The 25,391-nt window shown below is 40.4% G+C and carries 21 protein-coding genes, 1 tRNA gene and 1 other annotated feature; of the genes, 20 read left to right on the forward strand and 2 right to left on the reverse strand.

Features of this window, described 5'->3' with window-relative positions:
* Positions 1-28 precede the first annotated feature (28 nt).
* From GPDM_RS11095 to GPDM_RS11175, 17 genes are all read left to right on the forward strand, one after another.
* A complete protein-coding gene (locus GPDM_RS11095; protein WP_008431432.1) occupies positions 29-481 on the forward strand; it encodes a MarR family winged helix-turn-helix transcriptional regulator in 453 nt (150 codons plus the stop codon).
* A gap of 16 nt (positions 482-497) precedes the next feature.
* Positions 498-1,301: a glutamate racemase gene (gene racE / locus GPDM_RS11100; RefSeq protein WP_008431433.1), complete on the forward strand. Its 804-nt coding sequence runs from the start codon at positions 498-500 to the stop codon at positions 1,299-1,301.
* Between the two features lie 76 nt (positions 1,302-1,377).
* Entirely contained in the window at positions 1,378-2,127 is a 750-nt protein-coding gene (rph, locus tag GPDM_RS11105; RefSeq protein WP_008431435.1) for a ribonuclease PH, read from the forward strand.
* Complete coding sequence (locus tag GPDM_RS11110; RefSeq protein ID WP_008431437.1) at positions 2,124-2,729, forward strand: XTP/dITP diphosphatase; 606 nt, start codon at positions 2,124-2,126, stop codon at positions 2,727-2,729. Before rph ends, GPDM_RS11110 begins: the two co-directional genes overlap by 4 nt.
* 143 nt (positions 2,730-2,872) lie before the next feature.
* Positions 2,873-2,946, forward strand: a tRNA-Arg gene (locus GPDM_RS11115).
* Positions 2,947-3,191: 245 nt separating this feature from the next.
* A complete protein-coding gene (locus GPDM_RS11120; protein WP_008431439.1) occupies positions 3,192-4,172 on the forward strand; it encodes a tetratricopeptide repeat protein in 981 nt (326 codons plus the stop codon).
* Between the two features lie 103 nt (positions 4,173-4,275).
* Positions 4,276-5,562, forward strand: a complete 1,287-nt coding sequence (tig, locus tag GPDM_RS11125; protein WP_008431440.1) for a trigger factor — start codon at positions 4,276-4,278, stop codon at positions 5,560-5,562.
* Positions 5,563-5,736: 174 nt separating this feature from the next.
* Complete coding sequence (clpX, locus tag GPDM_RS11130; RefSeq protein WP_008431442.1) at positions 5,737-7,008, forward strand: ATP-dependent protease ATP-binding subunit ClpX; 1,272 nt, start codon at positions 5,737-5,739, stop codon at positions 7,006-7,008.
* A 195-nt stretch (positions 7,009-7,203) separates the two neighbouring features.
* Complete coding sequence (lon, locus tag GPDM_RS11135; protein WP_008431444.1) at positions 7,204-9,531, forward strand: endopeptidase La; 2,328 nt, start codon at positions 7,204-7,206, stop codon at positions 9,529-9,531.
* On the forward strand, positions 9,528-10,109 hold the full coding sequence (yihA, locus tag GPDM_RS11140; RefSeq protein WP_008431446.1) for a ribosome biogenesis GTP-binding protein YihA/YsxC: 582 nt from the start codon (positions 9,528-9,530) through the stop codon (positions 10,107-10,109). Before lon ends, yihA begins: the two co-directional genes overlap by 4 nt.
* Positions 10,110-10,392: 283 nt before the next feature.
* Entirely contained in the window at positions 10,393-11,766 is a 1,374-nt protein-coding gene (gene hemA, locus GPDM_RS11145) for a glutamyl-tRNA reductase (protein WP_008431447.1), read from the forward strand.
* An 84-nt stretch (positions 11,767-11,850) separates the two neighbouring features.
* Positions 11,851-12,681, forward strand: a complete 831-nt coding sequence (gene ccsA, locus GPDM_RS11150) for a cytochrome c biogenesis protein CcsA (protein ID WP_008431450.1) — start codon at positions 11,851-11,853, stop codon at positions 12,679-12,681.
* A gap of 17 nt (positions 12,682-12,698) precedes the next feature.
* The gene (gene hemC / locus GPDM_RS11155; protein ID WP_008431451.1) at positions 12,699-13,628 is read left to right on the forward strand and encodes a hydroxymethylbilane synthase; all 930 of its coding nucleotides are present in this window, start codon (positions 12,699-12,701) and stop codon (positions 13,626-13,628) included.
* Positions 13,621-14,322, forward strand: coding sequence for a uroporphyrinogen-III synthase (locus GPDM_RS11160; RefSeq protein WP_008431453.1), 702 nt, complete (start codon positions 13,621-13,623; stop codon positions 14,320-14,322). Before hemC ends, GPDM_RS11160 begins: the two co-directional genes overlap by 8 nt.
* Positions 14,319-15,302, forward strand: a complete 984-nt coding sequence (gene hemB, locus GPDM_RS11165; protein ID WP_008431454.1) for a porphobilinogen synthase — start codon at positions 14,319-14,321, stop codon at positions 15,300-15,302. Before GPDM_RS11160 ends, hemB begins: the two co-directional genes overlap by 4 nt.
* Positions 15,299-16,585 carry a glutamate-1-semialdehyde 2,1-aminomutase gene (gene hemL, locus GPDM_RS11170; protein WP_008431455.1) on the forward strand — a complete coding sequence of 429 codons (1,287 nt, stop codon included), beginning with the start codon at positions 15,299-15,301 and terminating at the stop codon, positions 16,583-16,585. Before hemB ends, hemL begins: the two co-directional genes overlap by 4 nt.
* Before the next feature lie 775 nt (positions 16,586-17,360).
* Positions 17,361-17,581 (forward strand) — a binding site (T-box leader).
* Between the two features lie 50 nt (positions 17,582-17,631).
* A complete protein-coding gene (locus tag GPDM_RS11175) occupies positions 17,632-20,265 on the forward strand; it encodes a valine--tRNA ligase (RefSeq protein ID WP_008431456.1) in 2,634 nt (877 codons plus the stop codon).
* 269 nt (positions 20,266-20,534) lie between these two features.
* On the opposite strand, the gene GPDM_RS11180 is transcribed toward GPDM_RS11175, so the two are convergent.
* Entirely contained in the window at positions 20,535-21,332 is a 798-nt protein-coding gene (locus tag GPDM_RS11180) for an ATP-grasp domain-containing protein (protein ID WP_008431457.1), read from the reverse strand.
* Positions 21,329-22,192 (reverse strand): ATP-grasp domain-containing protein, encoded by an 864-nt coding sequence (locus GPDM_RS11185; protein WP_008431458.1) that lies wholly within the window; start codon positions 22,190-22,192, stop codon positions 21,329-21,331. The genes GPDM_RS11180 and GPDM_RS11185 overlap by 4 nt, the downstream gene beginning before the upstream one ends.
* A 71-nt stretch (positions 22,193-22,263) precedes the next feature.
* Here GPDM_RS11185 and GPDM_RS11190 point away from each other — a divergent pair, with 71 nt between their 5' ends.
* From GPDM_RS11190 to GPDM_RS11195, 3 genes are read left to right on the forward strand one after another with little or no spacing between them, the layout of a single operon-like run.
* On the forward strand, positions 22,264-23,454 hold the full coding sequence (locus GPDM_RS11190; protein WP_008431459.1) for a bifunctional folylpolyglutamate synthase/dihydrofolate synthase: 1,191 nt from the start codon (positions 22,264-22,266) through the stop codon (positions 23,452-23,454).
* Positions 23,455-23,496: 42 nt separating this feature from the next.
* Entirely contained in the window at positions 23,497-24,006 is a 510-nt protein-coding gene (locus tag GPDM_RS16330) for a hypothetical protein (RefSeq protein WP_050789212.1), read from the forward strand.
* Positions 23,990-25,201, forward strand: coding sequence for a sensor domain-containing diguanylate cyclase (locus tag GPDM_RS11195; protein WP_050789213.1), 1,212 nt, complete (start codon positions 23,990-23,992; stop codon positions 25,199-25,201). Before GPDM_RS16330 ends, GPDM_RS11195 begins: the two co-directional genes overlap by 17 nt.
* The last annotated feature ends 190 nt before the right edge of the window (positions 25,202-25,391 follow it).

The raw sequence follows: 25,391 nt of genomic DNA on the forward strand, positions 1-25,391 counted from the left end.
TAGGGTTTTTGAGGAGTGGTAACTAGTTATGAATGAAGATTACAAAGAAACAGCACATGATTTAGAACGCATCGCCTTTATGGAAAAAGAATTGCGGTATATTTCGGGCATTATTAAACAAAAAGGGCGAGAAATATTAAATTCTTATACAATTACACCGCCTCAATTTGTTGCCTTGCAATGGCTATTCGAACACGGGGACATGACGATTGGCGATTTATCGAACAAAATGTACTTAGCTTTCAGCACTACAACCGATTTGGTTGACCGCATGGAGAAAAATGAAATGGTTGTACGTATACGAGAAGAACAAGATCGCCGTGTTGTTCGGATCAAATTGTTAAAAGAAGGCGAACGGGTAATTGAAGAAGTAATTCAAAAACGTCGGGAATATTTGAATACGGTATTAGAAGATTTTACTGAAGCTGAAGCAGAGCAATTTGCAACATTACTAGAAAAACTGCACACAAACATGAAATAGGATAGAGGCGATGACGTTGAATGCGCCAATTGGAGTAATTGATTCGGGAGTCGGCGGACTCACTGTTGCAAAAGAAATTATGAAGCTATTGCCGAATGAGCAAATTTGTTATATTGGCGATAATGCGCGATGCCCGTATGGTCCTCGTCCGTTAGCAGAAGTTCGGACCTACACATGGCAAATGGCAAATGCATTAATGAAAAAAAACATTAAAATGCTGGTCATCGCCTGTAATACGGCAACAGCAGCTGCATTATACTCTTTACAAAAAAACTTGCCGATTCCTGTAATTGGGGTTATTTTTCCGGGAGCCCGCGCTGCGGTTAAATCTTCCACAACAAATAAAATAGCAGTGTTAGGTACTTCTGGGACAGTGAAAAGTGGAGCTTATGAAAAAGCGGTTTTATCATTGGTTTCTTCTGCTCATGTTATCCAGCTTGCTTGTCCGCGTTTTGTTCCTTTAGTAGAAAGTGATGAATACGAAGGAGAGTTTGCTCATCGTATTGTTCAAGAAACATTGGCGACGATTGCCTACGAGGAATTCGATACAGCTATTTTAGGGTGTACCCATTATCCACTGCTGCAAGGTTTTATCGAAGAGGTACTAGGGGATACTGTTCATGTTCTTTCGTCAGCAGAAGAAACGGCGAAAGATGTGGAGCGGTACTTACACTATAAAAATCAATTTGCTAACCGAGAAAAACCACCGGTACATCGATTCTATACATCAGGGTCTACGCAGATTTTTAGCTCGATTGTTCGTAAATGGTTAGAGATTGAAGAACCGATTATTCATTCAATTCGATTTCCAAAAACCTGATAGCTCTCGCTGTCAGGTTTTTGTCGTTATGTACGAAATATGGTAAGCTATTGAGCATATATTAAGGAGGATTTTAATGACACGCATAGATAATAGACAAACAAACGAATTGCGTCCCGTTACCGTGGACGTTGAGTACTTGATTCACCCAGAAGGTTCGGTATTAATCACTGTGGGCCAAACAAAAGTAATTTGTACCGCAACAATTGAAGATAAAGTTCCAGGATTTTTACGTGGCCAAGGTAAAGGTTGGATCACGGCAGAATATTCGATGTTACCACGTGCAACAAATAGCCGGAACCGCCGCGAAGCTTCAGCGGGGAAAATTGGTGGACGGACTATGGAAATTCAACGTTTAATCGGTCGTGCATTGCGCGCAGTTGTGGACTTAGAGAAACTAGGTGAACGAACGCTATGGATCGATTGTGACGTCATTCAAGCGGATGGTGGAACACGTACAGCATCAATCACAGGAGCTTTTATAGCAATGACGATGGCGATTGGCAAACTTGAGTTACCAGATTTTCCAGTAACCGATTTTCTTGCAGCTACTAGTGTCGGCGTCACTGCAGAAAATGGTCCGATCCTAGATTTGAACTATGTTGAAGATTCAAGTGCAGAAGTGGATATGAACTTAGTGATGACTGGAGCAGGACATTTTGTTGAACTTCAAGGCACAGGAGAAGAATCAACGTTTACGCGCGCTCAGTTGAATGAGTTACTGGATCTTGGAGAAGCTGGGATTCGTCAATTGATTGCGATGCAACAAGATGCATTAGGTGAACTAGCTGAACGAATTGGCGAAAGGGTGCCAGCAGAACTATGAAACAAATAGTAATTGCAACTCAAAACAAAGGGAAAGCAAAAGATTTTGAAGCGCTTCTTTCGCCACTCGGATATGAAGTATTAACACTTCTAGATGTGGCACAAGATATGGACGTAGAAGAAACAGGTACAACCTTTGAAGAAAACGCCATCTTAAAAGCAGAAGCCGTATCAAAAGCGCTAAATATTCCCGTTATTTCTGATGATAGCGGTTTGGAAATTGATGCGTTAAACGGTGAACCAGGTGTATACTCTGCACGTTATGCAGGTGGCGAAAAAAGCGACAATGCAAATATTGATAAAGTACTTGAGAAATTAGCTGGTGTGGCCGAAAACGAACGCACAGCGCGTTTCCGTTGCGTACTAGCAGTTGCAGCTCCAGGACAACAAACACAAACTTTCTCAGGGTCATGTGAAGGCAAGATATTGGATGTACGTCGAGGCGAGAATGGTTTTGGCTACGACCCGATTTTTTATGTGCCAAGCTTAGAAAAAGCAATGGCTGAATTATTACCACCTGAAAAAGCAGCTATTTCACATCGAGGTAACGCCTTGCGTGAGCTTAAACAATGCCTCCCTAATTGGTTAAACGAACAAAGCTAACTGCTCAAAATTAATTTTAATGTTTTTTTAAAATAGCATTGACTTTTCATTAAATCATTTCTATAATTAAAATTGTCTTTCAATAGAAAAGCAAAGTCGCAAGCGAAAGCCGGCGCCACCGTCTAGACTTGAAGAAAGCTTTCGTCTCAGTAGCTCAGCTGGATAGAGCAACGCCCTTCTAAGGCGTCGGTCGGGGGTTCGAATCCCTCCTGGGACATTATAGAAATGTACATAATCCGCAAAAAGCCTTCTCCTCGTGTAGTTAATGGGAGAAGGTTTTTTGTTTTCGTCCAACGAACATTGAAACCATTCTACACTCAGGACGTACTATATGTGAAAAGGTAGTATTAGGTACTTTCTAGCAATAAAGAAAAGCCTTTTTGCTGATTTATTGCCCAGAGGTTACTGTTTTCTACATAAAGGGAATATGATATGATTATGAAACACAAATGAGGTGGTAAAGTGCGAAAGAAATACCGGGAGTTGAAACGCAAGGGGAATGTCATTGTCTTTCCGACCACAGTGGAACGTTTACTGGCAGAAGGGATGAATTATTTAAAAGAAGAGAAATACGAAGATGCTCGGGACAGTTTGTATCAGGTACTTAGTTACGAACCTGAACATGCAGCTGCACTAGGAGGTTATACTTATTGTCTGTATGAGCTTGGCGAGTTTGGGGAAGCTCTAGAAGTGTGCAGAGAATTGTTGCAAATCGGTCCGATTCATTACTTGGAGACGATGGAGTTATACATAAGTATTTTGATGCAAGTCCGTGAATTTGAAGAAGCGGAAAAGATGATTGAGGTTTTAATAGAAGAAAAAGTTTTGCCTGAAGAGCGATTAGAGCAGTTTCAGCAATTGCGTGAATTGAACGAACGCATTGCAGCAAATGCAACATCGGAAAAAGTGGATGCGTCACTTTATGCGATTGAAAACTTTCTATCTTTACATCCTTCAGAACAAGAACAGCTCATTCTATCGTTGCCAACAACGTCTTATCAAGCGCTCAAAAAAAAGCTGCTGGCTATTATTGAACATGTAGAAGCGGATTTGTTGACGAAAACATACATATTATTTATGCTGTCTCAAGAAAAGATTGATGCAGAAGTAAGAGTGCAAAAATTCCATTATCAAGGGGTATTCATGATTAGTGAATTACCTGATCCAGTTAATGACGAACGTATCCAAAAAATTACCGCTATTATGGAAGAAGCTTTAGAAAAAGATCCGACGCGACTAGAGCTAGTAAAAGAATTGTTTGAACGCCATATTTACTTGCTTTATCCGTTTTTATGGGATGACTTTAATGAAAAAGAAATAGCACAAGCTTATATGGATTATACGGCGGGGTTATTTACTGGAATGAGCTCATTTGATGAAGATGAAAAGCTGTTAGAGTTGATTCAACAGGCTGAACTTTGGTTTGAAATGCGTAATGGGTAGAAATAGTTGAACCTGCGTGCATCTGTGCTATAATATTGAAGTTGTCAAAAATCGTAGAGAACGTTAAATGACTTTTAAGAAAATGTTTGGAGGGCTTATAATTATGTCAGCAAAATGGGAAAAACAAGAAGGTAACACAGGGATTTTAACAGTAGAAGTTCCTGCAGAAGAAGTAAACGCAGGTCTTGATAAAGCGTTTAAGAAAGTTGTTAAAGAAATTAACGTACCAGGATTCCGTAAAGGGAAAATGCCGCGTCAAATGTTCGAAAAACGTTTCGGTGCTGAGTCACTTTACCAGGATGCATTAGATTTCATCCTACCTGACGCATACGCAAACGCTGTTGAAGAAGCAGGAATCAACCCAGTTGATCGTCCTGAAATCGACATCGAAACAATCGAGAAAAACCAACCTCTAGTGTTTACTGCTAAAGTAATCGTAAAACCTGAAGTTGAGCTTGGCGAATACAAAGGTCTTGAAGCATCAAAACCTGATACTGAAGTAACTGACGAAGATATCGAAAAACAATTGAAAGAAAACCAAGAACGTTTAGCTGAGTTGACTGTTAAAGAAGACGAAGCAATCGTTGAAGGCGATACAGCTGTTATCGATTTCGAAGGATTTGTAGATGGAGAAGCATTTGAAGGCGGACAAGGAAATGATTATTCTCTTGAAATCGGTTCAAACTCATTCATCCCAGGATTTGAAGAGCAATTGGTAGGCGTTAAAGCTGGAGAAGAAAAAGACGTTGAAGTTTCTTTCCCAGAAGAATACCATGCTGCTGAACTTGCAGGAAAAGCTGCAACGTTCAAAGTAAAAGTAAACGAAGTTAAAGGCAAAGAACTTCCTGAGCTTAACGACGAATTGGCAAAAGAAATTGACCCAGAAGTTGAAAGCTTAGAAGCTCTACGCACAAAAATGAAAGATAGCTTAGTTGCTGAGAAAAAATCAGCTGCTGATGCAAAACTTCGTGATGAATTGGTTCAAAAAGCTGCTGAAAACGCAACAATCGATATTCCTCATGCAATGATCCATACTGAAATGGACCGCATGATGAGCGATTTTGAACAACGTTTAACGCAACAAGGTATGAACCTTGAGTTATACTACCAGTTCTCTGGTCAAGACGAAGCTGCACTTCGTGAGCAAATGCACGGTGATGCTGAAACACGCGTACGCGTTTCAATGACACTTGAAGCTATTGCTAAAGCTGAAAACATGCAAGTAACTTCAGAAGACATCGACAAAGAGCTTGAAAAAATGGCTGCTCAATTCAACATGGACATTGAACAGATCAAAACAGCTTTAGGTGGAACTGAAATGCTTGAAAATGATATCCGTATGCAAAACACAGTTGAGTTCCTAGTGGACAACGCTAAAATTTCTGAATAACACATAAGCAACATATAAGTATTAGAGGAAACAAGGTGCGGAAACGTACCTTGTTTTCCGCTACATAGAAGACTGGCTTTATCTATAAGTAGCAGCAAAATTGACGCTGAATCTAATTAGTTGCTACAATTACGATAATCTTGTAAGATAATTGCTTGAATAGGGGTGAATACATTGTTCAAATTCAATGACGAAAAAGAGCATTTAAAATGTTCGTTTTGCGGTAAACCACAAGAGCAAGTGCGTAAACTGGTGGCAGGACCAGGTGTTTATATTTGTGACGAATGTATTGAGCTTTGTACGGAAATCGTAGAAGAAGAGCTTGGTACAGACGAAGAAGTAGAATTTAAAGAAGTACCTAAGCCAAAAGAAATTTTAGACATTTTAAATGGCTATGTAATTGGTCAGGAAAAAGCGAAAAAATCATTAGCTGTAGCAGTTTACAATCACTACAAACGCGTAAATTCTAACAGCAAGATTGATGATGTAGAATTGTCGAAATCGAATATTGTGCTGATCGGCCCAACAGGAAGCGGGAAAACTTTGCTAGCGCAAACATTGGCTCGTATTCTGAATGTACCTTTCGCAATTGCAGATGCCACTTCATTAACTGAAGCGGGTTATGTCGGTGAAGACGTAGAAAACATTCTATTAAAGTTAATCCAAGCTGCAGATTATGATGTGGAACGTGCAGAAAAAGGGATTATATATATTGATGAAATTGATAAAGTAGCCCGTAAGTCTGAAAACACGTCAATTACACGTGATGTTTCTGGTGAAGGCGTGCAGCAAGCACTTCTGAAAATTTTAGAAGGCACAACGGCAAGCGTACCTCCGCAAGGCGGACGTAAGCATCCTCATCAAGAATTTATCCAAATCGATACGACGAATGTATTGTTCATCGTTGGTGGAGCTTTTGACGGAGTCGATCAAATCATTAAGCGTCGTCTAGGCAACAAAATCATCGGTTTTGGTGCAGATCCAAACAAAGAAGAAATCGACGAGAAATCATTGCTTAGCCAATTGATTCCTGAAGATTTATTGAAATTTGGTTTAATTCCAGAATTTATCGGTCGTTTGCCTGTATTGGCAAGCCTTGAACAATTGGATGAAAAAGCGTTAGTTGAAATTTTAACTGAGCCTAAAAATGCATTGATCAAGCAATACCAGAAAATGATGGAGCTTGATGGCGTCAAATTAACGTTTGACCCTGAAGCACTTGTAGCAATTGCACGACTTGCAATTGAGCGTAAAACAGGTGCTCGTGGACTTCGTTCTATTATCGAGAACACGATGCTTGAAGTAATGTTCGATTTACCTTCGCGTGAAGATATTGTCGAATGTGTCATTACAAAAGAAACGGTTGACGATAGCGTGCCGCCTAAACTGATCTTAGAAGATGGTTCAGAGTACGTTAGCGACAATGATGAGAAAACATCCGCGTAATGAGTGGAATTTCACGCAGTAGACTAAGTTTGCTGCGTGATCGCTAAACCAATCAAAAGGATGATACGGGCTGACTCTGATCGTGCGCATCCGCACTTTCTGAGTTAGCCCGTTTTTGTTAAAAAAGCAAAAGCAGCTTATAAATTTAGATGCTACTAATTCATGTTTAAAATATCCCCGGAGGTGACTCTACAAATGGCGAAGAAAAAAGGAACAAAACACGTGCCATTATTGCCATTGCGCGGACTGCTTGTTTTTCCGACAATGGTGCTGCATATAGATGTTGGTCGCGACCGTTCTGTGGCGGCATTAGAAAAAGCACTGCTAGAAGATAATATTGTCTTTTTAGCTACGCAAAAAGATATGAGCATTGAAGATCCCAAAAGAGCAGATCTTCATAAAATTGGAACCTTGGCTTATGTAAAGCAAATGTTAAAATTGCCAAACGGTACAATTCGCGTATTAGTTGAAGGGTTAGAACGTGGACAATTAAAAAATTATGAAGAAGAAGAAAATTTCACGACGGTAGAAGTAACGCCTTTTGCGGACGAAACAGAAAGAGATGCGGAACAAGATGCGTTAATGCGATTGTTGCTAGAGCATTTCGAGAATTACGCTAAAAGCTCGAAAAAAGTTAGCAATGAAACATACAATACTGTTGCAGATATCGAAGAACCGGGACGTTTAGCAGATATGGTCGCTTCTCATTTATCGATGAAAGTAGCTGCAAAACAAGAAGTTCTGGAAATGTTTGATATTAGTAAACGATTAGAATTATTAATTACGCGTTTGCACAGCGAACAAGAAGTTGTCGATCTTGAAAAAAAGATTAACCTTCGTGTTAAAAAAGCAATGGAACAAACGCAAAAAGAGTTTTATTTGCGCGAGCAGATGAAAGCGATTCAATCAGAGCTTGGTGACAAAGACGGGAAATCCGCTGAAGTCGTTGATTTGAAAAAGCGGATTGAAGAGGCAAAAATGCCGGAGTCTACGGAAAAAACGGCTTTAAAAGAACTTGATCGCTACGAAAAACTTCCTGCAGCGGCTGCGGAAAGTGGCATTATTCGTAATTACATCGAATGGCTTGTGACAATTCCGTGGACAGAATCGACAGAAGATCGGTTGGATATCAAGTATGCTGAAGATGTACTAGACCGGGACCACGATGGTTTAGAAAGCGTCAAAGAACGTGTACTTGAGTATTTAGCTGTACAACAAATGACCAATTCTTTGCGTGGACCGATTCTTTGTTTAGTTGGACCACCTGGTGTCGGGAAAACATCACTTGCAAAATCAATTGCCGAGTCACTCGACCGTAATTTTGTCCGCGTTTCACTTGGCGGCGTTCGAGATGAATCTGAAATTCGTGGTCATCGCCGTACATATGTAGGCGCGATGCCAGGTCGAATCATTCAAGGTATGAAAAAAGCAGGTACTGTGAACCCGGTATTCTTATTAGATGAAATTGATAAAATGTCGAACGATTTCCGCGGCGATCCATCTTCAGCGATGCTTGAAGTATTGGACCCAGAACAAAACAATTCGTTTAGTGATCATTACATTGAAGAAACCTACAATCTTTCCAATGTTCTTTTCATTGCGACAGCGAATGATCTTGGATCTATTCCAGGACCATTACGCGACCGGATGGAAGTCATCACCATTGCAGGTTACACAGAAGTCGAAAAACAAATGATTGCGAAAAACCATTTAGCGCCAAAACAATTAAAAGAACACGGTTTATCTGCAGAGCAATTACAGTTTGAAGACGATGCTTTGTTAAACGTTGTTCGTTATTATACGCGTGAAGCAGGGGTTCGTGGACTAGAACGTCAAATTGCTTCGATTTGCCGAAAAGTAACAAAGCAAATTGTGTCAAAAGAAGAAGAACACGTGATTGTTGGGGAAAAAGAAGTCGAAGCTTATCTTGGGAAGCGTAAATTCCGTTATGGTATGGCGGAGTCGGAAAACCAAGTGGGCGTTGCAACTGGACTTGCTTATACAACAGTTGGCGGAGATACGCTTCAAATTGAAGTGTCGTTATCTGCTGGAAAAGGTAAACTGCAATTGACGGGTAAACTAGGAGATGTCATGAAAGAGTCTGCTCAAACGGCGTTATCCTTTGTCCGAGCTCGCGCAGAATCGCTCGGCATCGATCCGAAATTCCATGAGTCGCATGATATTCACATTCACGTTCCAGAAGGTGCCGTACCAAAAGACGGACCATCAGCGGGGATTACGATTGCAACAGCTTTAGTGTCTGCGTTAACGAAACGTCCAATTCGACGTGAAGTAGGCATGACCGGCGAAATTACCCTTCGCGGCCGCGTACTGCCAATCGGTGGAATTAAAGAAAAAACCTTGAGCGCGCATCGTGCTGGGTTGAAAACCATCATTTTGCCAATCGACAATGAGCGAGACCTGGAAGACATTCCAGAGACAATCCGCAAAGAGATGACCTTTAAATTGGTCTCTCAAGCAGATGAGGCATTAGAAATCGCCTTAGAAGGAGAAAATGAATGAAAGTTAATAATGTAGAACTAGTTATCAGTGCCGTTCGTCCAGATCAATACCCAGAAGACGGCTTGCCAGAATTTGCTTTAGCTGGACGATCAAACGTAGGTAAATCATCTTTTATCAACAAAATGATTGGCCGCAAGAGCATGGCGCGTATTTCCTCAAAACCAGGTAAGACACAAACGCTTAACTTCTATAAAATTGAAGAAAAATTGTTTTATGTCGATGTACCTGGTTACGGTTATGCGAAAGTTTCAAAAAGTGAACGTGAAGCATGGGGCAAAATGATCGAGCGATACATTACTGACCGCGAACCATTGCGTGCTGTGATTCAAATCGTTGACTTGCGCCATCCGCCAAGCAAAGATGATATTGCGATGTATGATTTCATGAAACATTTTGAAATCCCGTGTATCATCATTGCAACAAAAGCGGATAAAATTCCAAAAGGCAAATGGGACAAGCATAAGAAAATTGTCCGTACGACTTTAGATATGGATAAATCCGATCCATTAATTGTCTTCTCGTCTGAAACCGGATTGGGTAAAGATGAAGCGTGGCAAGAAATTGAAAGCAGAATGTAAAACAAGTGCGCAGCCCTCGGGTTGCGCTTTTTTATTTGGAATTTTAATGTGTTGCGCTATTTTATGCGTGGAAATCTTCTAAATCCACTTCTCTATTAACAGTTAATTCCGACTAAGAGCGTTATGCTTGTGACGTGTAAAACTGTTTGCTAGTATTAATTTATAATAATTATAATCAGGAGCTAGGTTCATGCCTTGTTCACAATTTTAGAGTCAACATTATGCATAAAAGTGTTATACTTAATAGAGATGAAATATTGAACGTGAAAGGTGTTTTGTTCCCATGCACACATTAGTAGTCGGTGTGAATTATCGCTCTGCACCTGTGGAGATTCGTGAAAAGCTATCATTTATCGAAAATGATTTGCCACAGGCGATGGAAGCGCTGAAACAACAAAAAAGCATATTAGAAAACGTGATTGTTTCTACCTGCAACCGGACGGAAATTTATGCAGTAGTGGATCAGCTTCACACAGGAAAGTACTATGTAAAACAATTTCTTGCGGATTATTTTGACTTGCCAAAAGAAGAGATTTCACAGTACTTATTTATTCATGAGCAAGATGCAGCGATTGAGCATTTGTTCCGCGTTACAGCTGGTATCGATTCTATGGTATTAGGCGAAACACAAATTTTGGGCCAAGTAAAAAATAGCTTTCTTGCGGGACAAGCACAAGGAACGACAGGGACTGTTTTTAATCAATTGTTTAAACAAGCTGTGACCTTGGCGAAAAAAGCACATTCGGAAACAGCGATTGGTGAAAATGCTGTGTCAGTGTCGTATGCAGCTGTTGAACTTGGTAAGAAGATTTTTGGCACGCTTAAAAACAAACATGTTGTTATTTTAGGTGCTGGAAAAATGGGCGAATTGGCGATCAAAAATTTACAAGGCAGTGGAGCAGATCGTGTGACGGTTATTAACCGTACATTCGAAAAAGCTGAACTGCTGGCTGACAAATTTGGTGGCAATGCAAAACCGTTAAGTCAATTGCAATGTGCTTTGTTAGAAGCGGATATTTTAATCTCTTCTACAGGCTCAACAGATTTCGTTATTGATCTTGAATTGATGCAGTTTGTAGAAAAATTGCGCAAAGGCAAACCGTTATTTATGGTTGATATTGCAGTACCACGAGATATGGATCCACGTATTAGCGATTTGCCAAATGTCTTCTTATACGACATTGATGACATGCAAGGCATTGTTGAAGCAAACTTAGCTGAACGTGAACGTGCAGCAGGTGAAATCATGACAATGATCGATCAAGAAGCCATTTTGTTTAACGAGTGGTTAACAACACTTGGCGTGGTACCGGTTATTTCTGCGCTCCGTCAAAAAGCGCTCGGCATACAAGCTGAAACAATGGCAAGTATCGAAAACAAAATGCCGGATTTGACAGATCGCGAGAAGAAAATTCTTAACAAACATACCAAATCGATTATCAACCAATTGTTGAAAGACCCGATTTTGCAAGCGAAAGAAATGGGCGGCGCGCCCAAATCACGTGAACAGCTAGAGCTATTCATGCAAATTTTTGGGATCGAAGAGGAAGTTGAAAAAGAAATCGAAAAGCAGTCGAAAGCTCCACAACAGAAAACGGATAAAGCCGTTCTTCAAACCGAAAGTTCATCAACTGAAACTCCCGGGTATTCATTTTAAGCTTTTCAAAAGAGGCGTTTTCGAATCTATATGTTAAAATGTAGAGACGGAACGCCTTTAACTATGGAGATGAAGGGGAATGGGATGGCTGATATAACAATGGCAAGGCTGCATGAAGCTATGGTTATTCTATATGCTGTCAGCCTTGTTTTTTATTTTATAGATTATTTATATAAAGAAAAAAAAGCAATTCGCATTGCGATGAGCTTACTTGGAATTGTGTGGCTATTGCAAACCATCTTTTTAGGCTTGTATATAGTTGAAACGCAACGTTTTCCGGTGTTGACCTTGTTCGAAGGGATTTATTTCTATGCCTGGTTGTTAGTAACATTGTCGATTGTTTTAAGGATATTTTACCGATTTGATTTTGTCGTGTTTTTCATCAATGTCATTGGCTTTATCTTTATGACCATTCATACATTTTCGCCGGTTCAAATCGAACGGTCACCTGTAGGTGATGCATTAGTGTCGGAATTATTGTTTATCCATGTTAGTTTTGCGATTTTATCGTATGTCGCATTTTCGTTATCCTTTGTGTTTGCGACACTCCACATGGTGTTGTATCGCATGCTGAAGAAGAAAAAATGGACAAAACAATGGTCAAATTTACCGTCGCTTGGCCAAACGCAACAATTTATGACGATATCCATTTTAGTCGGTATTTCTTTATTGTTTGTGTCACTTGTACTGGGATTACAATGGGCGGTTATTTCATTGCCAGAGTTTTCATTATTGGATATGAAAATTATTGGATCTTTTATTTTACTTGTTTTATACAGCTTAGTTCTTTGGCGACATCGCAAAGGTTCGTTAAATGGCATGAATTATGCACTGGCTCATACGTATTTGTTTTTAGTGCTGCTCATCAATTTCTTTTTAGGCAGCCGGTTATCTGATTTTCATTTTTGGTATTAAAGAGAGGTAGGATATAGTTGAGAAAAATTATTGTAGGTTCGAGAAGAAGCAAGCTAGCGTTAACACAAACTAACCAGTTTATCGATAAATTAAAAGCAGCAGGAGCACCTTTTGAATTTGAAATTAAAGAAATCGTGACAAAAGGCGATCGAATTGTCGATGTTATGCTTTCTAAAGTTGGCGGGAAAGGCTTGTTTGTAAAAGAAATCGAGCAAGCACTTTTTGATCGTGAAATCGATTTTGCCGTTCACAGCATGAAAGACATGCCTTCGGTTTTACCTGAAGGTTTGGCAATCGGATGCATTCCAGAACGTGAAGATCCACGCGATGCGTATATCGCAAACGACCACGTGAAATTATTAGACTTACCAGTTGGAGCAGTTGTTGGAACAAGTAGTTTACGCCGTAGTTCACAATTGTTATTGTTGCGTCCAGACCTTGATATTCAATGGATTCGCGGCAATATTGACACGCGTCTTGCGAAACTAAAATCAGGAGATTTCGATGCCATTATTTTAGCAGCAGCTGGGTTAAAACGAATGGGCTGGAAAGATGATTTAGTAACCGAATTTCTTGAAGTGGATGAATGTCTACCAGCCATTGGACAAGGTTCACTCGGAATTGAATGCCGTGAAGAAGATACAGAACTTCTTAGTGAATTAGCAAAACTAAATCATGAAGATACAGCTTTAGCAGTAAACGCTGAACGTAAATTCCTTAAAGATATGGATGGCAGCTGCCAAGTGCCTATCGCTGGATATGCTACTGTGAAAGATGGAGAAGTTACATTTACTGGACTTATTTCTTCACCAGAAGCTGACCAAGTGTTTAAAGAAATGGCAATTAGCCATGATCCAATCGAAGCAGGACGAATTGTTGCTGAAAAAATTAGTGCTCAAGGCGGTTATGACTTAATTCAACGCGTCAAAGCTGAAAGCAATGTCTAATAGCAAAAAACTGCTCGAAGGAAAAACAATCGTTTTTACCGGTTCTAGGAAACCGGTAGAAGCGATTTCTCATGCACAATCATTTGGAGCCAACACAAAGTATGTGCCACTTGTTGAAACGATTGTTCGCCAGTCAGAAAAGCCGGATTTTACGGAATATGACTGGCTCATTTTCACTAGTCGAACAAGTGCCGAAGTGTTTTGTTCGTTCAATGAAACTGTACCTGTTAAAATTGCAGCAGTCGGTACTCAAACCGCAGCAGTTTTAAAAAAACATGGTCATCAAGTGGATTTTATCCCGAAAATGTTTAGTGCAGATCAGTTTATCCAAGAATTTCCGCCTGTCTCAGGAAAAGCGAAATGTTTGTTTATCAAAGGGCAAATGGCGAAAAACACCATTTCCACTATGTCCATGCAAGTCGATGAATGGACGGTTTACGATACTGTGTTAAATAGTGAAAATGCAAAAACTATTTCACAATTCAAAGACGTGATCATTCTGTTTGCCAGTCCTTCTGCGGTAAGAGCATATCGTCAAGCAGGGGGCAATTGGTCGAACATCCAAGTCGCTGCAATTGGCCACGTAACGAAAAAAGCCATTATAGAAAATGGTGGCACAGTGGATTTTATGCCTGAAAAATATACGTATATTGAAGTGATCAATGAAATAGCGAAAGGAAGTTTGTCGACATGAAAGAATTGAATTTTAATCGTCATCGCCGTTTACGCGGTTCAGCTAATCTTCGTTCAATGGTTCGCGAAACAAGTTTACATAAAGAGGATTTTATTTATCCGATTTTTGTAGTTGAAGGAGAAAATGTGAAAAATGAAATTTCATCTATGCCTGGCGTATTCCAATTTTCGATGGATAACTTAGGTACTGAACTGGATGAAGTAGTAGACCTTGGTATTCCTTCTGTTATTCTCTTCGGCGTACCAAATGAAAAAGACGCAGTCGGAACGCAAGCTTATCATGATCATGGCATTACGCAAGAAGCCATTCGTTTTGCGAAAAACCGTCATCCTGAATTAGTCGTTATTGCAGATACATGTCTGTGTCAATATACCGACCATGGCCATTGTGGCGTAATCGAAGACGGTGTCATCTTAAATGACGAGACACTTGATTTATTGGCGCGAACTGCTGTGTCTCAAGCAAAAGCTGGAGCTGATATTATTGCACCGTCAAACATGATGGACGGTTTTGTTGCAGCAATTCGTTACGGACTAGACCAAGCAGGGTTTGAAAATACGCCAATCATGTCTTACGGTGTTAAATATTCTTCTGCTTATTACGGACCTTTCCGCGAAGCGGCTCACAGTACACCTCAATTTGGAGACCGGAAAACCTACCAAATGGACCCGGCAAATCGTATGGAAGCGCTACGTGAAACTGCTTCTGACGTTCAAGAAGGCGCAGATTTCATGATTGTGAAACCGGCATTGTCGTATTTGGATATTATTCGCGAAGTTCGCGACAATTTCGATATTCCCATCGTTGCCTACAATGTTTCAGGTGAATACGCAATGGTCAAAGCAGCTGCAGCAAATGGCTGGATTGATGAAAAGAAAATCGTTTTAGAAACTTTATTAAGCATGAAGCGCGCAGGCGCAGATATCGTGATGACGTATCACGCAAAAGACGCAGCACGCTGGTTGGAGGGAAAAGAATGACATACGAAAAATCATTAGCCGCATTTGCGGAAGCCAAAACATTAATGCCAGGCGGCGTTAACAGCCCGGTTCGTGCGTTTAAATCGGTCGATATGGATCCGATTTTCATGCAGTCTGGAAGTGGCGCGACCATTAAAGACGTAGATGGCAACACGTATATTGATTATGTTTTATCTTATGGTCCCCTTATTTTAGGTCATGCACAAGAAGATGTAGTGAAAGCCATTCAAGAAACGGCTGCACTTGGAACTTCTTTCGGTGCACCAACAGAACTAGAAAACCAAATGGCGAAATTAGTTATGGACCGTGTGCCATCAATCGAAATGGTGCGTATGGTGTCTTCTGGAACAGAAGCAACGATGAGCGCATTGCGTGTAGCTCGTGGCTATACAGGACGCGACAAAATCTTAAAATTCGAAGGCTGCTACCATGGTCATGGCGACAGTTTGTTAATCAAAGCAGGTTCAGGCGTTGCAACTTTAGGTTTGCCAGATTCACCTGGTGTACCAGCATCAGTTGCTCAAAACACCATCACAGTCCCTTTCAATGATCTTGAAAGCGTTCGTTTAGCTTTCCAAGAGTTCGGCGATCAACTAGCGGCTGTGATTGTAGAACCAGTTGCAGGGAATATGGGCGTTGTCCCACCGAACGAAGGTTTCTTAATGGAACTTCGCAACTTAACACACGAAAACGGCACAGTGCTCATTTTTGATGAAGTAATGACAGGTTTCCGTGTTGGTTATAACTGTGCACAAGGCTATTACGGCGTAACGCCTGATATGACTTGCCTAGGAAAAGTAATTGGCGGCGGTTTACCAGTTGGTGCATTCGGAGGCAAGCGTGAAATTATGGAGCAAGTTGCACCGAGTGGTTCGATATACCAAGCGGGTACATTGTCAGGTAACCCACTTGCTATGCGTGCTGGCTTTGAAACACTTTCTCGCTTATCAGAAGAAAGCTACAACACGTTCATCGAACGCGGCGATCAACTTGAAAAAGGATTCCGTGAAGCCGCAACAAAATACAACATCCCGCATACAGTTAACCGTGCAGGATCAATGATCGGCGTATTTTTCACAAACGAAGACGTAGTTGATTTCGAATCAGCAAAAACCTCAGACCTTGAACTGTTCGCAAATTATTACCGCTTAATGGCGGAAGAAGGCATTTACTTGCCACCATCACAGTTTGAAGGCATGTTCTTATCGACTGCCCATACGGAAGAGCATATCGCAAAAACCGTAGAAGCATTCCATACCGTATTTGCTAAACTGGCACGTTAATATAATAAGTAGAGCTACCCCAAAAGTTATGTAAATAACTGGGGTAGCTTTTTTTGTGTTGAGTTTTTGGATGTAGGAAATCGTTGTTTTTCGTTCCGATGCTCGCTTTCCGCGGACACGGCCTCAGCCGCTTCACTCACTGCGTTCGCTCCAGGGTCTTCAGCTCGTGTTATTTCCGCAGGAGTCGAGCATCTGCACTCCAAACAACCAGGCGTATTACTTTAATAGAAAGTTGTCTTGCTGAATAAAAGTAATATTTTTTTAATGAGATACCATTCAAGAATAATGAGGAAACAACGCTCATAAGTCACTTTTTTTTAGCCCATATATGTTATAAATAACCCCTGATTTGTAGAAATAAGAAGAAGTGATAAATTCAACTCATTAACTCAACCTAAATGAAGTCCACTCACTAAGCTTCGGCGCGTCAGCGGGCTAGGTGAAGCGAAAAGACCGGTGCACTTCCGGGCTTATCGCGAGAGCCATGCCCAAAGCGTCCGAAGCGGAATTAGAAAACGACACAACCTATCCCACGATTCAACCAAAAGATGTTCACACCCCAAGCTTCGGCGCGTCCAAGGGCTAGGCGAAGCTAGAAGACAGGTGTACTTCCTGGCTTCTGGCGAGAGCCATGCCCAAAGCGCCCGAAGCAGAATTAGAAAGCGATTCTCACTATTTCCATCCTCGTGATTCCGTAAAATACTAGCTCCCTTCAAGAACTTCAAAATAACTTGACGCAAAAACCTTCTATTGAGTACAATAAGAGTAATTAGATATTCATGCGTTGATGAGGATAGTAGGGTATACGGGCATTTCAGAGAGAGGACCATTTGGTGAGAGGTCTTTATGGCGTATAGTTGAATGTCACCTCGGAGCAGTTGCCGTGAAATGAGTAGCGGGAACCGGACTTAACATCCGTTATGAAACTTGAGAGCCAGGTCTGTAACTAGACCTGTGTATAAAGGTGGTACCGCGAAAAACTCCTTCGTCCTTTAAAGACGACAGGAGTTTTTTGCGTTCTACCAGAAACTAAAGGAGGAATTCCCATGACTGAACAAATGTCCACAAAGTACGATCCGCAATCGATTGAGAAAGGCCGTTATGATTGGTGGGTCGACCAAAAATTCTTTGAAGCAAAACCAGAAAGCGGCAAAACGCCGTATACCATCGTGATTCCTCCGCCTAACGTTACCGGCAAACTACACTTAGGTCACGCGTGGGACACAACATTACAAGACATTATGACGCGAATGAAACGCATGCAAGGTTTTGACGCACTATGGCTTCCAGGAATGGATCATGCAGGGATTGCAACCCAAGCCAAAGTAGAAGGCAAACTAAAAGAAGAAGGCCGTTCACGTTATGATTTAGGACGCGAGGCGTTTCTTGAAGAATCATGGAAATGGAAAGATCAATACGCTGGCCATATTCGTGAGCAATGGGCAAAATTAGGTTTAGGACTTGATTATTCGCGTGAACGCTTTACATTAGATGACGGATTGTCAAAAGCTGTACGTGAAGTATTCGTGAAATTATACGAGAAAAAACTCATTTACCGCGGCAAATACATTATCAACTGGGACCCGAATACGCAAACAGCGATTTCAGATATTGAAGTAATTCATAAAGACGTAAAAGGTGCTTTTTATCACATGCGTTATCCGCTTGCTGACGGCAGTGGCCATATTGAAGTAGCGACAACTCGACCAGAAACAATGCTTGGCGATACAGCTGTCGCGGTTCACCCGAAAGACGATCGCTATAAGCATTTAATCGGAAAAAAAGTTATCTTACCAATCGTGGGTCGCGAAATTGAAATTGTTGCAGACGATTACGTGGATCGAGAATTTGGAAGTGGTGCTGTTAAAATCACACCAGCTCATGACCCAAATGACTTTGAAATTGGCAACCGTCACAATTTAGAACGTGTACTAGTTATGAATGAAGATGGATCAATGAACGAAAATGCTGGCAAATACGAAGGCTTAGATCGCTTTGAATGCCGTAAGCAAATCGTAAAAGACTTACAAGACATGGACGTGTTGTTCGAAATTGAAGAGCATATTCACTCTGTTGGTCACTCTGAGCGTAGCGGTGCTGTAGTTGAGCCTTATCTATCAACTCAATGGTTTGTTGATATGCAACCATTAGCTGCTGCATCTGTAGAAGCACAAAAAAATGGCGACGGTGTTAATTTTGTACCGGATCGTTTTGAAAAAACGTATTTACACTGGATGGAAAACATTCGCGACTGGTGTATTTCTCGTCAACTGTGGTGGGGACATCAAATTCCAGCTTGGTATCATAACGAAACAAATGAAATTTACGTTGGTCACGAAGCACCAGCTGACGCTGAAAACTGGACACAAGATGAAGATGTATTAGACACATGGTTCTCATCTGCTTTATGGCCGTTCTCAACTCTTGGCTGGCCCGAAGAAAACGATGATCTTAGCCGCTACTACCCAACAGATGCATTAGTGACAGGTTATGACATCATCAACTTCTGGGTATCCCGCATGATTTTCCAAGCGTTAGAATTTACCGGAGAAAAACCGTTTAAAGACGTGTTAATTCACGGCTTGGTTCGTGATGCTGAAGGCCGTAAAATGTCGAAGTCACTTGGTAACGGTGTTGACCCAATGGACGTTATTTCTCAGTACGGAGCAGATTCGCTGCGTTACTTCTTAGCGACAGCATCGTCCCCAGGGCAAGACCTTCGTTATTCAAACGACAAAGTCGAGTCAGTATGGAACTTTGCCAATAAAATTTGGAATGCGTCTCGTTTTGCATTGATGAATATGGAAGGCATGACGTACGATCAAATTGATTTATCAGGCAAAAAGTCAGTTGCAGATTCATGGATTTTAACGCGTTTAAATGAAACCATTGAACAAGTAACAGAGCTTGCAGAACGTTATGAGTTTGGCGAAGTGGGACGTTCACTTTACAACTTTATCTGGGATGATTTCTGTGACTGGTATATCGAAATGTCGAAGTTGCCATTATACGGTGAAGACGAAAGAGCGAAAAAAATGACGCGTTCGGTACTTGCTTATGTACTGGATAACACCATGCGTTTACTGCACCCGTTCATGCCATTTATTACAGAAGAAATTTGGCAGAACTTGCCGCATGAAGGCGAATCAATTACGCTTGCCGCTTGGCCAACAGTTGACGACTCGTTAACAAACCAAAGTCAGTCTTCTAGCATGAAGTTGTTAATGGACGTGATTCGTTCGGTTCGTACAATTCGTGCAGAAGTACAGTCGCCAATGAGCAAAAAAGTGCCATTGACGATTTCTGCAAAAGATGCCAATACGCATGCCGTATTAGAAGCAAACGCTGCGTATATCGAACGTTTCTGTAACCCAGAAACCTTAACGATCGGTGAAAACATCGTAGCTCCTGAAAAATCGATGTCAGCAGTAGTATCAGGTGCTGAATTGTTCATGCCACTAGAAGGCTTGATCGATATTGATGCAGAGCTTGCTCGTTTAAACAAAGAGCTTGATAAGTGGGCAAAAGAAGTAAAACTTGTTAGCGGCAAATTGTCGAACGAACGCTTTGTTTCAAAAGCACCTGAAGCAGTAGTTGCTGAAGAGCGTGCAAAACAAGCTGATTACATGGAAAAACATGCAACGGTTGAAAAACGCATTGAAGAACTAAAGAATCTATAAAACGATAAAACCGCTTTCCCAGATTGGGAGAGCGGTTTTTAAATGGTTTATAAGCTAATAAGATGAACTATAAAACTAATATTTCAAATCGCTTTGGGCATAGTTCTCGCAAGAAGCCAGAAAAAGAACGCCAGTCTTCTTGCTTCGCTTAGCCTTTGGTCGCGCCTGCGCTAAGAAATTTACTAAATCAGGTGTGCCTATATCTATACGTTGTTTTTATAAGAGATAGTTGGAAGAAAGGTAGAGAATCTAGTCTAACTTAAAAAAATTTATTTCAGTCGATCTTCCCGCTGAAAAGGAGCATGTTTTTCCATTTTTCGGATATGTTCTACAAACAGTTCTGCAATGTTGTCATCATGTGTTTCATAAAACGAACGAGCACCCACAGGATCTTCGATTTCATTAAATACATGCTGTCCATCTTCAAGTAGTAAAAAGTCTATTCCAACATAATCGCTATTTAATGCACGAGCAATGCGCAATACATCTTTTTCTTGAGCAGCTGTTAATACGTATTTTTCGACAGATGCACCGAGTGAATAATTGGCTTTAAACGAGTCATTAGAAATTCGTTTCACAGCCCCTACAATTTCCAAGCCGATCACATAAACTCGAATATCCGCTTGGTGTGCCACAACCGGTTGGAAAAGAAGAGGGGAAGTCGTGTTTGGTATATCTTTTTCTGATTGGAGCAGCCACACTTCTTTACCACCGTGACCGTTCGAAGTTTTTGCAATGCATGGATAGCCAGGTGCTTGTCGGTAACTTGGTATAGTCGGAACACCGAGCAACATAAACAACTCAAAACTTTTCCATTTGTCATTAGCAATGCGATTTACTTCTGCGCGATTGATCAAGTGAATGCCTTGATCTTCTAAAAAACGAGCAGCATTTGGTCGCCGTGCGCGAAACACAACAAGTTCACCGGCTAAATGATTGGCCAACCGCGTCAGCCCTTCATCACTCCAGTCGTCCCACTCGACCAAATCAAAATCTCCAAATCGTTGTAATTCTTCTATAAATCCGTGGTTGCGTTTTGCATCCTGCGTTTCATATAGAAGTTTCATGACAAGTCCTCCAATATATAAGCAATCATGGCATCGGCGACATTGATTCCCGTGACATTTAAAATATTGCGAATGTGTGCAGCTGCATTGACTTCACAAACGAGCGGCTGTTCATCTTCACCGTACAACAAATCAACACCTGCGAAAGTGGCGCCAACAGCTTGAGCTGCGGCTAACGCGACGTCTTGTTGAGCTGAAGTAAGCTCAATCGGAGATGCCACACCGCCATTAGTAATGTTGGCGCGGAAATCCGTTGTGGAATGGCGATGCATCGCAGCGACAATTTCACCGCCAACAATATTAACGCGAATATCACGACCACGACTCGTTTCGATAAATTCTTGAAAAACAAAATCTATTCCTCTAAGACTCTCGACTTTTTCGTAAAACTGTTTTTCTGTCTCAATCAAATATACTTTCATACCGAAAGAACCATGTCCTTCTTTTATGATCATGGGTAGTTTTAAGCGATCAATGACTTTCTCAAAATAACCGGAATGGATGATTGAGAAATTCGGATATACTTTTGGCGCTACGATGGTTCTTGGCATGGGCAAACTTTGAGCAGCAAGTTGAACGTATTGCGTAGCTTTGTTATCGCATAAATCAATAACCGCCGGATCGTTATAAACGGGAACACCCCGGCTTTTTAAAAAATAGCCTAGTAAAATATCCTTATCCAATAATATTGCAAAATCAGGTATACTTAAATTGACTGATAAATCCATTATAGTTTCATAATTTTTCATAATTTTTACAGACACTCCTGCCCGTTGTGCTGCTTCTGCAACCAAACTTGCTTGGTCTGCAAATTTATCGGAAACTAAGCTTCCGTTGTAGATCACCCAACAACTCGTCATTACCATTCCACCTTCGTGCTATAATCGTACTCAAAAAGTGTATCATGTTTATTGAAGAAATGAGGCTACTAATGATAATTGGACTTGAACAATATAAAGAAAAATGGAATATCCAAACAGATACGGCTATTCACCCAGGTTTAGATGCTATTACAGCGGCTCTTGAAGAAGTTGGGAATCCACATAAAGTTGGAAAGTTTGTTCACTTAGCGGGTACAAACGGAAAAGGATCCACTGCCACTTTTTTAGCAAGTATTTTGCAAGCTCATGGCTTTTCTGTCGGTAATTTCTATTCCCCGTGCATTGAAGACCTCCATGATCAAATTCAGTTGAATGGCAACCCCATTAGCCCAGTAGAACTTGATCGTATTATGCAGCAACTTAGTCACGTAAAAACACCATTAACGGATTTTGAACTGTTAACACTAGCGGCATTACTGATTTTTAAAGAACATCAACCAGACTTTGCGATTATCGAAGCAGGCATGGGAGGTGCATTAGACAGCACGAACGTAATCATTCCTGAAATTGCGATTATCCCATCTATTTCTATGGACCATACAAACTTTTTAGGAAATTCAATAGAAGAAATTACTCGGCATAAAGCAGGAATTATAAAAAAATGGCAGCCTGTTGCAATTGGAAAACTGCCTGTAAAATCACTAGATATTATTCGAGAAACTGCGAATAAGCTTCACGCTGATATAATTAGGCCAAAAGACCTTAATAATCTAAATTTAAAATTAAAAGGTCCTCATCAATTAGAAAATGCCAGTTTAGCTTTGGAAGCGGCAAAAGAATTGCTTGGAAAAAACTTTAGCGAAGAACAAGCTATAAAAGGATTGTCATCCGCAAATCTTGCGTATCGTTTTGAAGAAGTATTTCCGGGAGTTATTTTTGATGGAGCACACAATAAGGCGAGTGCAGAGGCGTTAGTAAAAACTGTGAAAGAAGCGTATCCTGGCCATTCTGTTCATATCGTAATGGGAATTCTTAAAGACAAAGACTATATAAATGTGCTGCGTGAATTAGAAAAAATAAGCGATTGTTTTACATTTATAGACTTTGACAACGAGCGTGCATTACCTGCTGAAAAATTATTAACAGAATGCAACATTAAAAGGAAGACAATTCTAAAATATAATGATATATTACCTGTATACGAAAAAGAGGTAGTGACTATAGTCACTGGATCTTTGTATTTACTTTCCCTTCTAAGAAACGCAAATTATTCGTTTTTTGAACATTATCATCAACTATAAAAATAAAAATTCGTACTATGCAATGCAGAGAGGAAAGATGTTATGGAGGGAAATGCAAAGCGGAAAAAAATTCTTTGGAGTTTATGGATTTTGATTGTGCCGGCAAGTTTATTACTTGTTTATAACTTTTTTCCTCCTACTGTAAACAATCCGTGGAATTTAGTAGGCTATATTTTATTTTTTGTATTGATGAGCTTAATGCCGATGAACATTAATGGAGCTTCGACATTTTTAGTGCAATGGGTTACTGTGGCGCTGTTCCTTAAATACGGAGTTTTTATCGAAATCGTGGTTTCGCAATTAGCAATGTTGATTGTGTTATATAGAAGTCGTACACAGGAAGATCAGTCGTTGCGAATTCCATTTAACTCACTTATGTTTTTTGGGGTTTCATTAATCGCAGGATTAACTTATATGGCAATAGGCGGAGAAATCAATTCGCTCAACCTCTTACACGTCATTGTGTTTGGGTTAATTTTTCAAGTAGTGTCAGTGCTCGTCAACCAAGTCATTTTTTATTTGTACGATTACATAGATGGCAATTCGGGTTAAGTTTTTCTCTGTAGATGCAATTTGGGATTTTGTGTTGATGATTGTGATTTTCCCATATGCGATTGCTTTATATATGTTTGAATCCTACATTGGCGTTGTTGCATTGCTTTTATTAGGTATTCCTTTCTTCACAATGACCGTCGTTATGAAAATGTATAACAACTCGGAACAAATCAATATGGACTTGAAAAAAGCAGGAGTGATTGGTCACCAACTTGCTGACCGTCTTGAAACCAATGAAGTTTTCGATTTGTTTATCGTAGAAGTAGCCAAATTGTTTAAAGTAGAGTATGCGTACGTTATTGATTACCGTGATGGCCTTCAACAATTTATGCGCATTTACGAAAACGGGCAATTAGAGCCGCGCGACATTGCTTCTATTTCCTATGAAAAAGGAACGGCCGGAAGAGTCATATTGACGGGTGAATCTTTTATCTATAATGAAAAAAGCGATTGGGAAAACTTATCAACTGGAAATTTACCAGCAGATACACAAAGTATAATGGCAACTCCAATTGCCCGTAACAATAAAACAGAAGGGGTGCTTGTACTAGCCTCGAAAAAGAAATACGCATTTGCAAAACATCAGTTGAAGATTTTGGATATCCTCAGTACGTATTTTGCTGTATCACTTGAAAAAGCAGGGTATATGCAGCGCGTTATCGCGAAAAGTGAACGTTGCGGATTAACTCGCTTGTATAATTACCGTTATTTAGACGAAAGTCTAGAAAAACACATTCAAGAAATGAAAGACGGTAAACTAGAGCAATTATCACTCATTATGATGGATATCGATCATTTCAAAAGCATCAATGACCGGTACGGACATCAAAGTGGCAATGACATTTTAGTTCAGTTAGCTGATATACTTCGAGAAGAAATAGCTGGCGAAGGTATGGTGGCCCGATACGGGGGCGAAGAATTTGTTGTACTTCTTCGAAATTACAGCAAAGAACTGGCAATGCTGCTAGCTGAAAAGTTACGAAAGCGTATCGAAAATCATGAATTCCTCATTGAAACTGATTTAGCCAATGAACGTCAACAGCAAATTATTCACATCACGATGAGCATTGGTGTGTCATCTGCGCCAGAAGATAGTGATGAAGGAATGTCATTAATCCGTAATGCGGATCGAGCGTTATACATCGGTGCTAAACAAGCTGGTCGAAATAAAGTTGCAGCTTATTCGAAATAAGACTGTGAAAGAGTATAACTCTTTTACGGTCTTTTTTTCCTATTTAAAATTGAAAAATGTTAATTTTTTTAGTGAAAACATGTGAATTTACAAAAAACACTATTCAGACCGACTATAAAAATGTAATATGAAGTTAAGTAAGATTATAGATAAAAAGTTTCTTTTATTAGGAATAAAAAGGAATATTAAA

Source organism: Planococcus donghaensis MPA1U2 (assembly GCF_000189395.1).
GTDB lineage: Bacteria > Bacillota > Bacilli > Bacillales_A > Planococcaceae > Planococcus > Planococcus donghaensis_B.

What these genes read in the sequence shown, in the direction of transcription:
- GPDM_RS11095 (WP_008431432.1), top strand. Translation starts at nt 29, where the DNA reads ATGAATGAAGATTACAAAGAAACAGCACATGATTTAGAACGCATCGCC.
- rph (WP_008431435.1), top strand. Translation starts at nt 1,378, where the DNA reads ATGACACGCATAGATAATAGACAAACAAACGAATTGCGTCCCGTTACC.
- GPDM_RS11110 (WP_008431437.1), top strand. Translation starts at nt 2,124, where the DNA reads ATGAAACAAATAGTAATTGCAACTCAAAACAAAGGGAAAGCAAAAGAT.
- tig (WP_008431440.1), top strand. Translation starts at nt 4,276, where the DNA reads ATGTCAGCAAAATGGGAAAAACAAGAAGGTAACACAGGGATTTTAACA.
- lon (WP_008431444.1), top strand. Translation starts at nt 7,204, where the DNA reads ATGGCGAAGAAAAAAGGAACAAAACACGTGCCATTATTGCCATTGCGC.
- yihA (WP_008431446.1), top strand. Translation starts at nt 9,528, where the DNA reads ATGAAAGTTAATAATGTAGAACTAGTTATCAGTGCCGTTCGTCCAGAT.
- hemA (WP_008431447.1), top strand. Translation starts at nt 10,393, where the DNA reads ATGCACACATTAGTAGTCGGTGTGAATTATCGCTCTGCACCTGTGGAG.
- ccsA (WP_008431450.1), top strand. Translation starts at nt 11,851, where the DNA reads ATGGCTGATATAACAATGGCAAGGCTGCATGAAGCTATGGTTATTCTA.
- GPDM_RS11160 (WP_008431453.1), top strand. Translation starts at nt 13,621, where the DNA reads ATGTCTAATAGCAAAAAACTGCTCGAAGGAAAAACAATCGTTTTTACC.
- hemB (WP_008431454.1), top strand. Translation starts at nt 14,319, where the DNA reads ATGAAAGAATTGAATTTTAATCGTCATCGCCGTTTACGCGGTTCAGCT.
- hemL (WP_008431455.1), top strand. Translation starts at nt 15,299, where the DNA reads ATGACATACGAAAAATCATTAGCCGCATTTGCGGAAGCCAAAACATTA.
- GPDM_RS11175 (WP_008431456.1), top strand. Translation starts at nt 17,632, where the DNA reads ATGACTGAACAAATGTCCACAAAGTACGATCCGCAATCGATTGAGAAA.
- GPDM_RS11180 (WP_008431457.1), bottom strand. Translation starts at nt 21,332, where the DNA reads ATGAAACTTCTATATGAAACGCAGGATGCAAAACGCAACCACGGATTT.
- GPDM_RS11185 (WP_008431458.1), bottom strand. Translation starts at nt 22,192, where the DNA reads ATGACGAGTTGTTGGGTGATCTACAACGGAAGCTTAGTTTCCGATAAA.
- GPDM_RS11190 (WP_008431459.1), top strand. Translation starts at nt 22,264, where the DNA reads ATGATAATTGGACTTGAACAATATAAAGAAAAATGGAATATCCAAACA.
- GPDM_RS16330 (WP_050789212.1), top strand. Translation starts at nt 23,497, where the DNA reads ATGGAGGGAAATGCAAAGCGGAAAAAAATTCTTTGGAGTTTATGGATT.
- GPDM_RS11195 (WP_050789213.1), top strand. Translation starts at nt 23,990, where the DNA reads ATGGCAATTCGGGTTAAGTTTTTCTCTGTAGATGCAATTTGGGATTTT.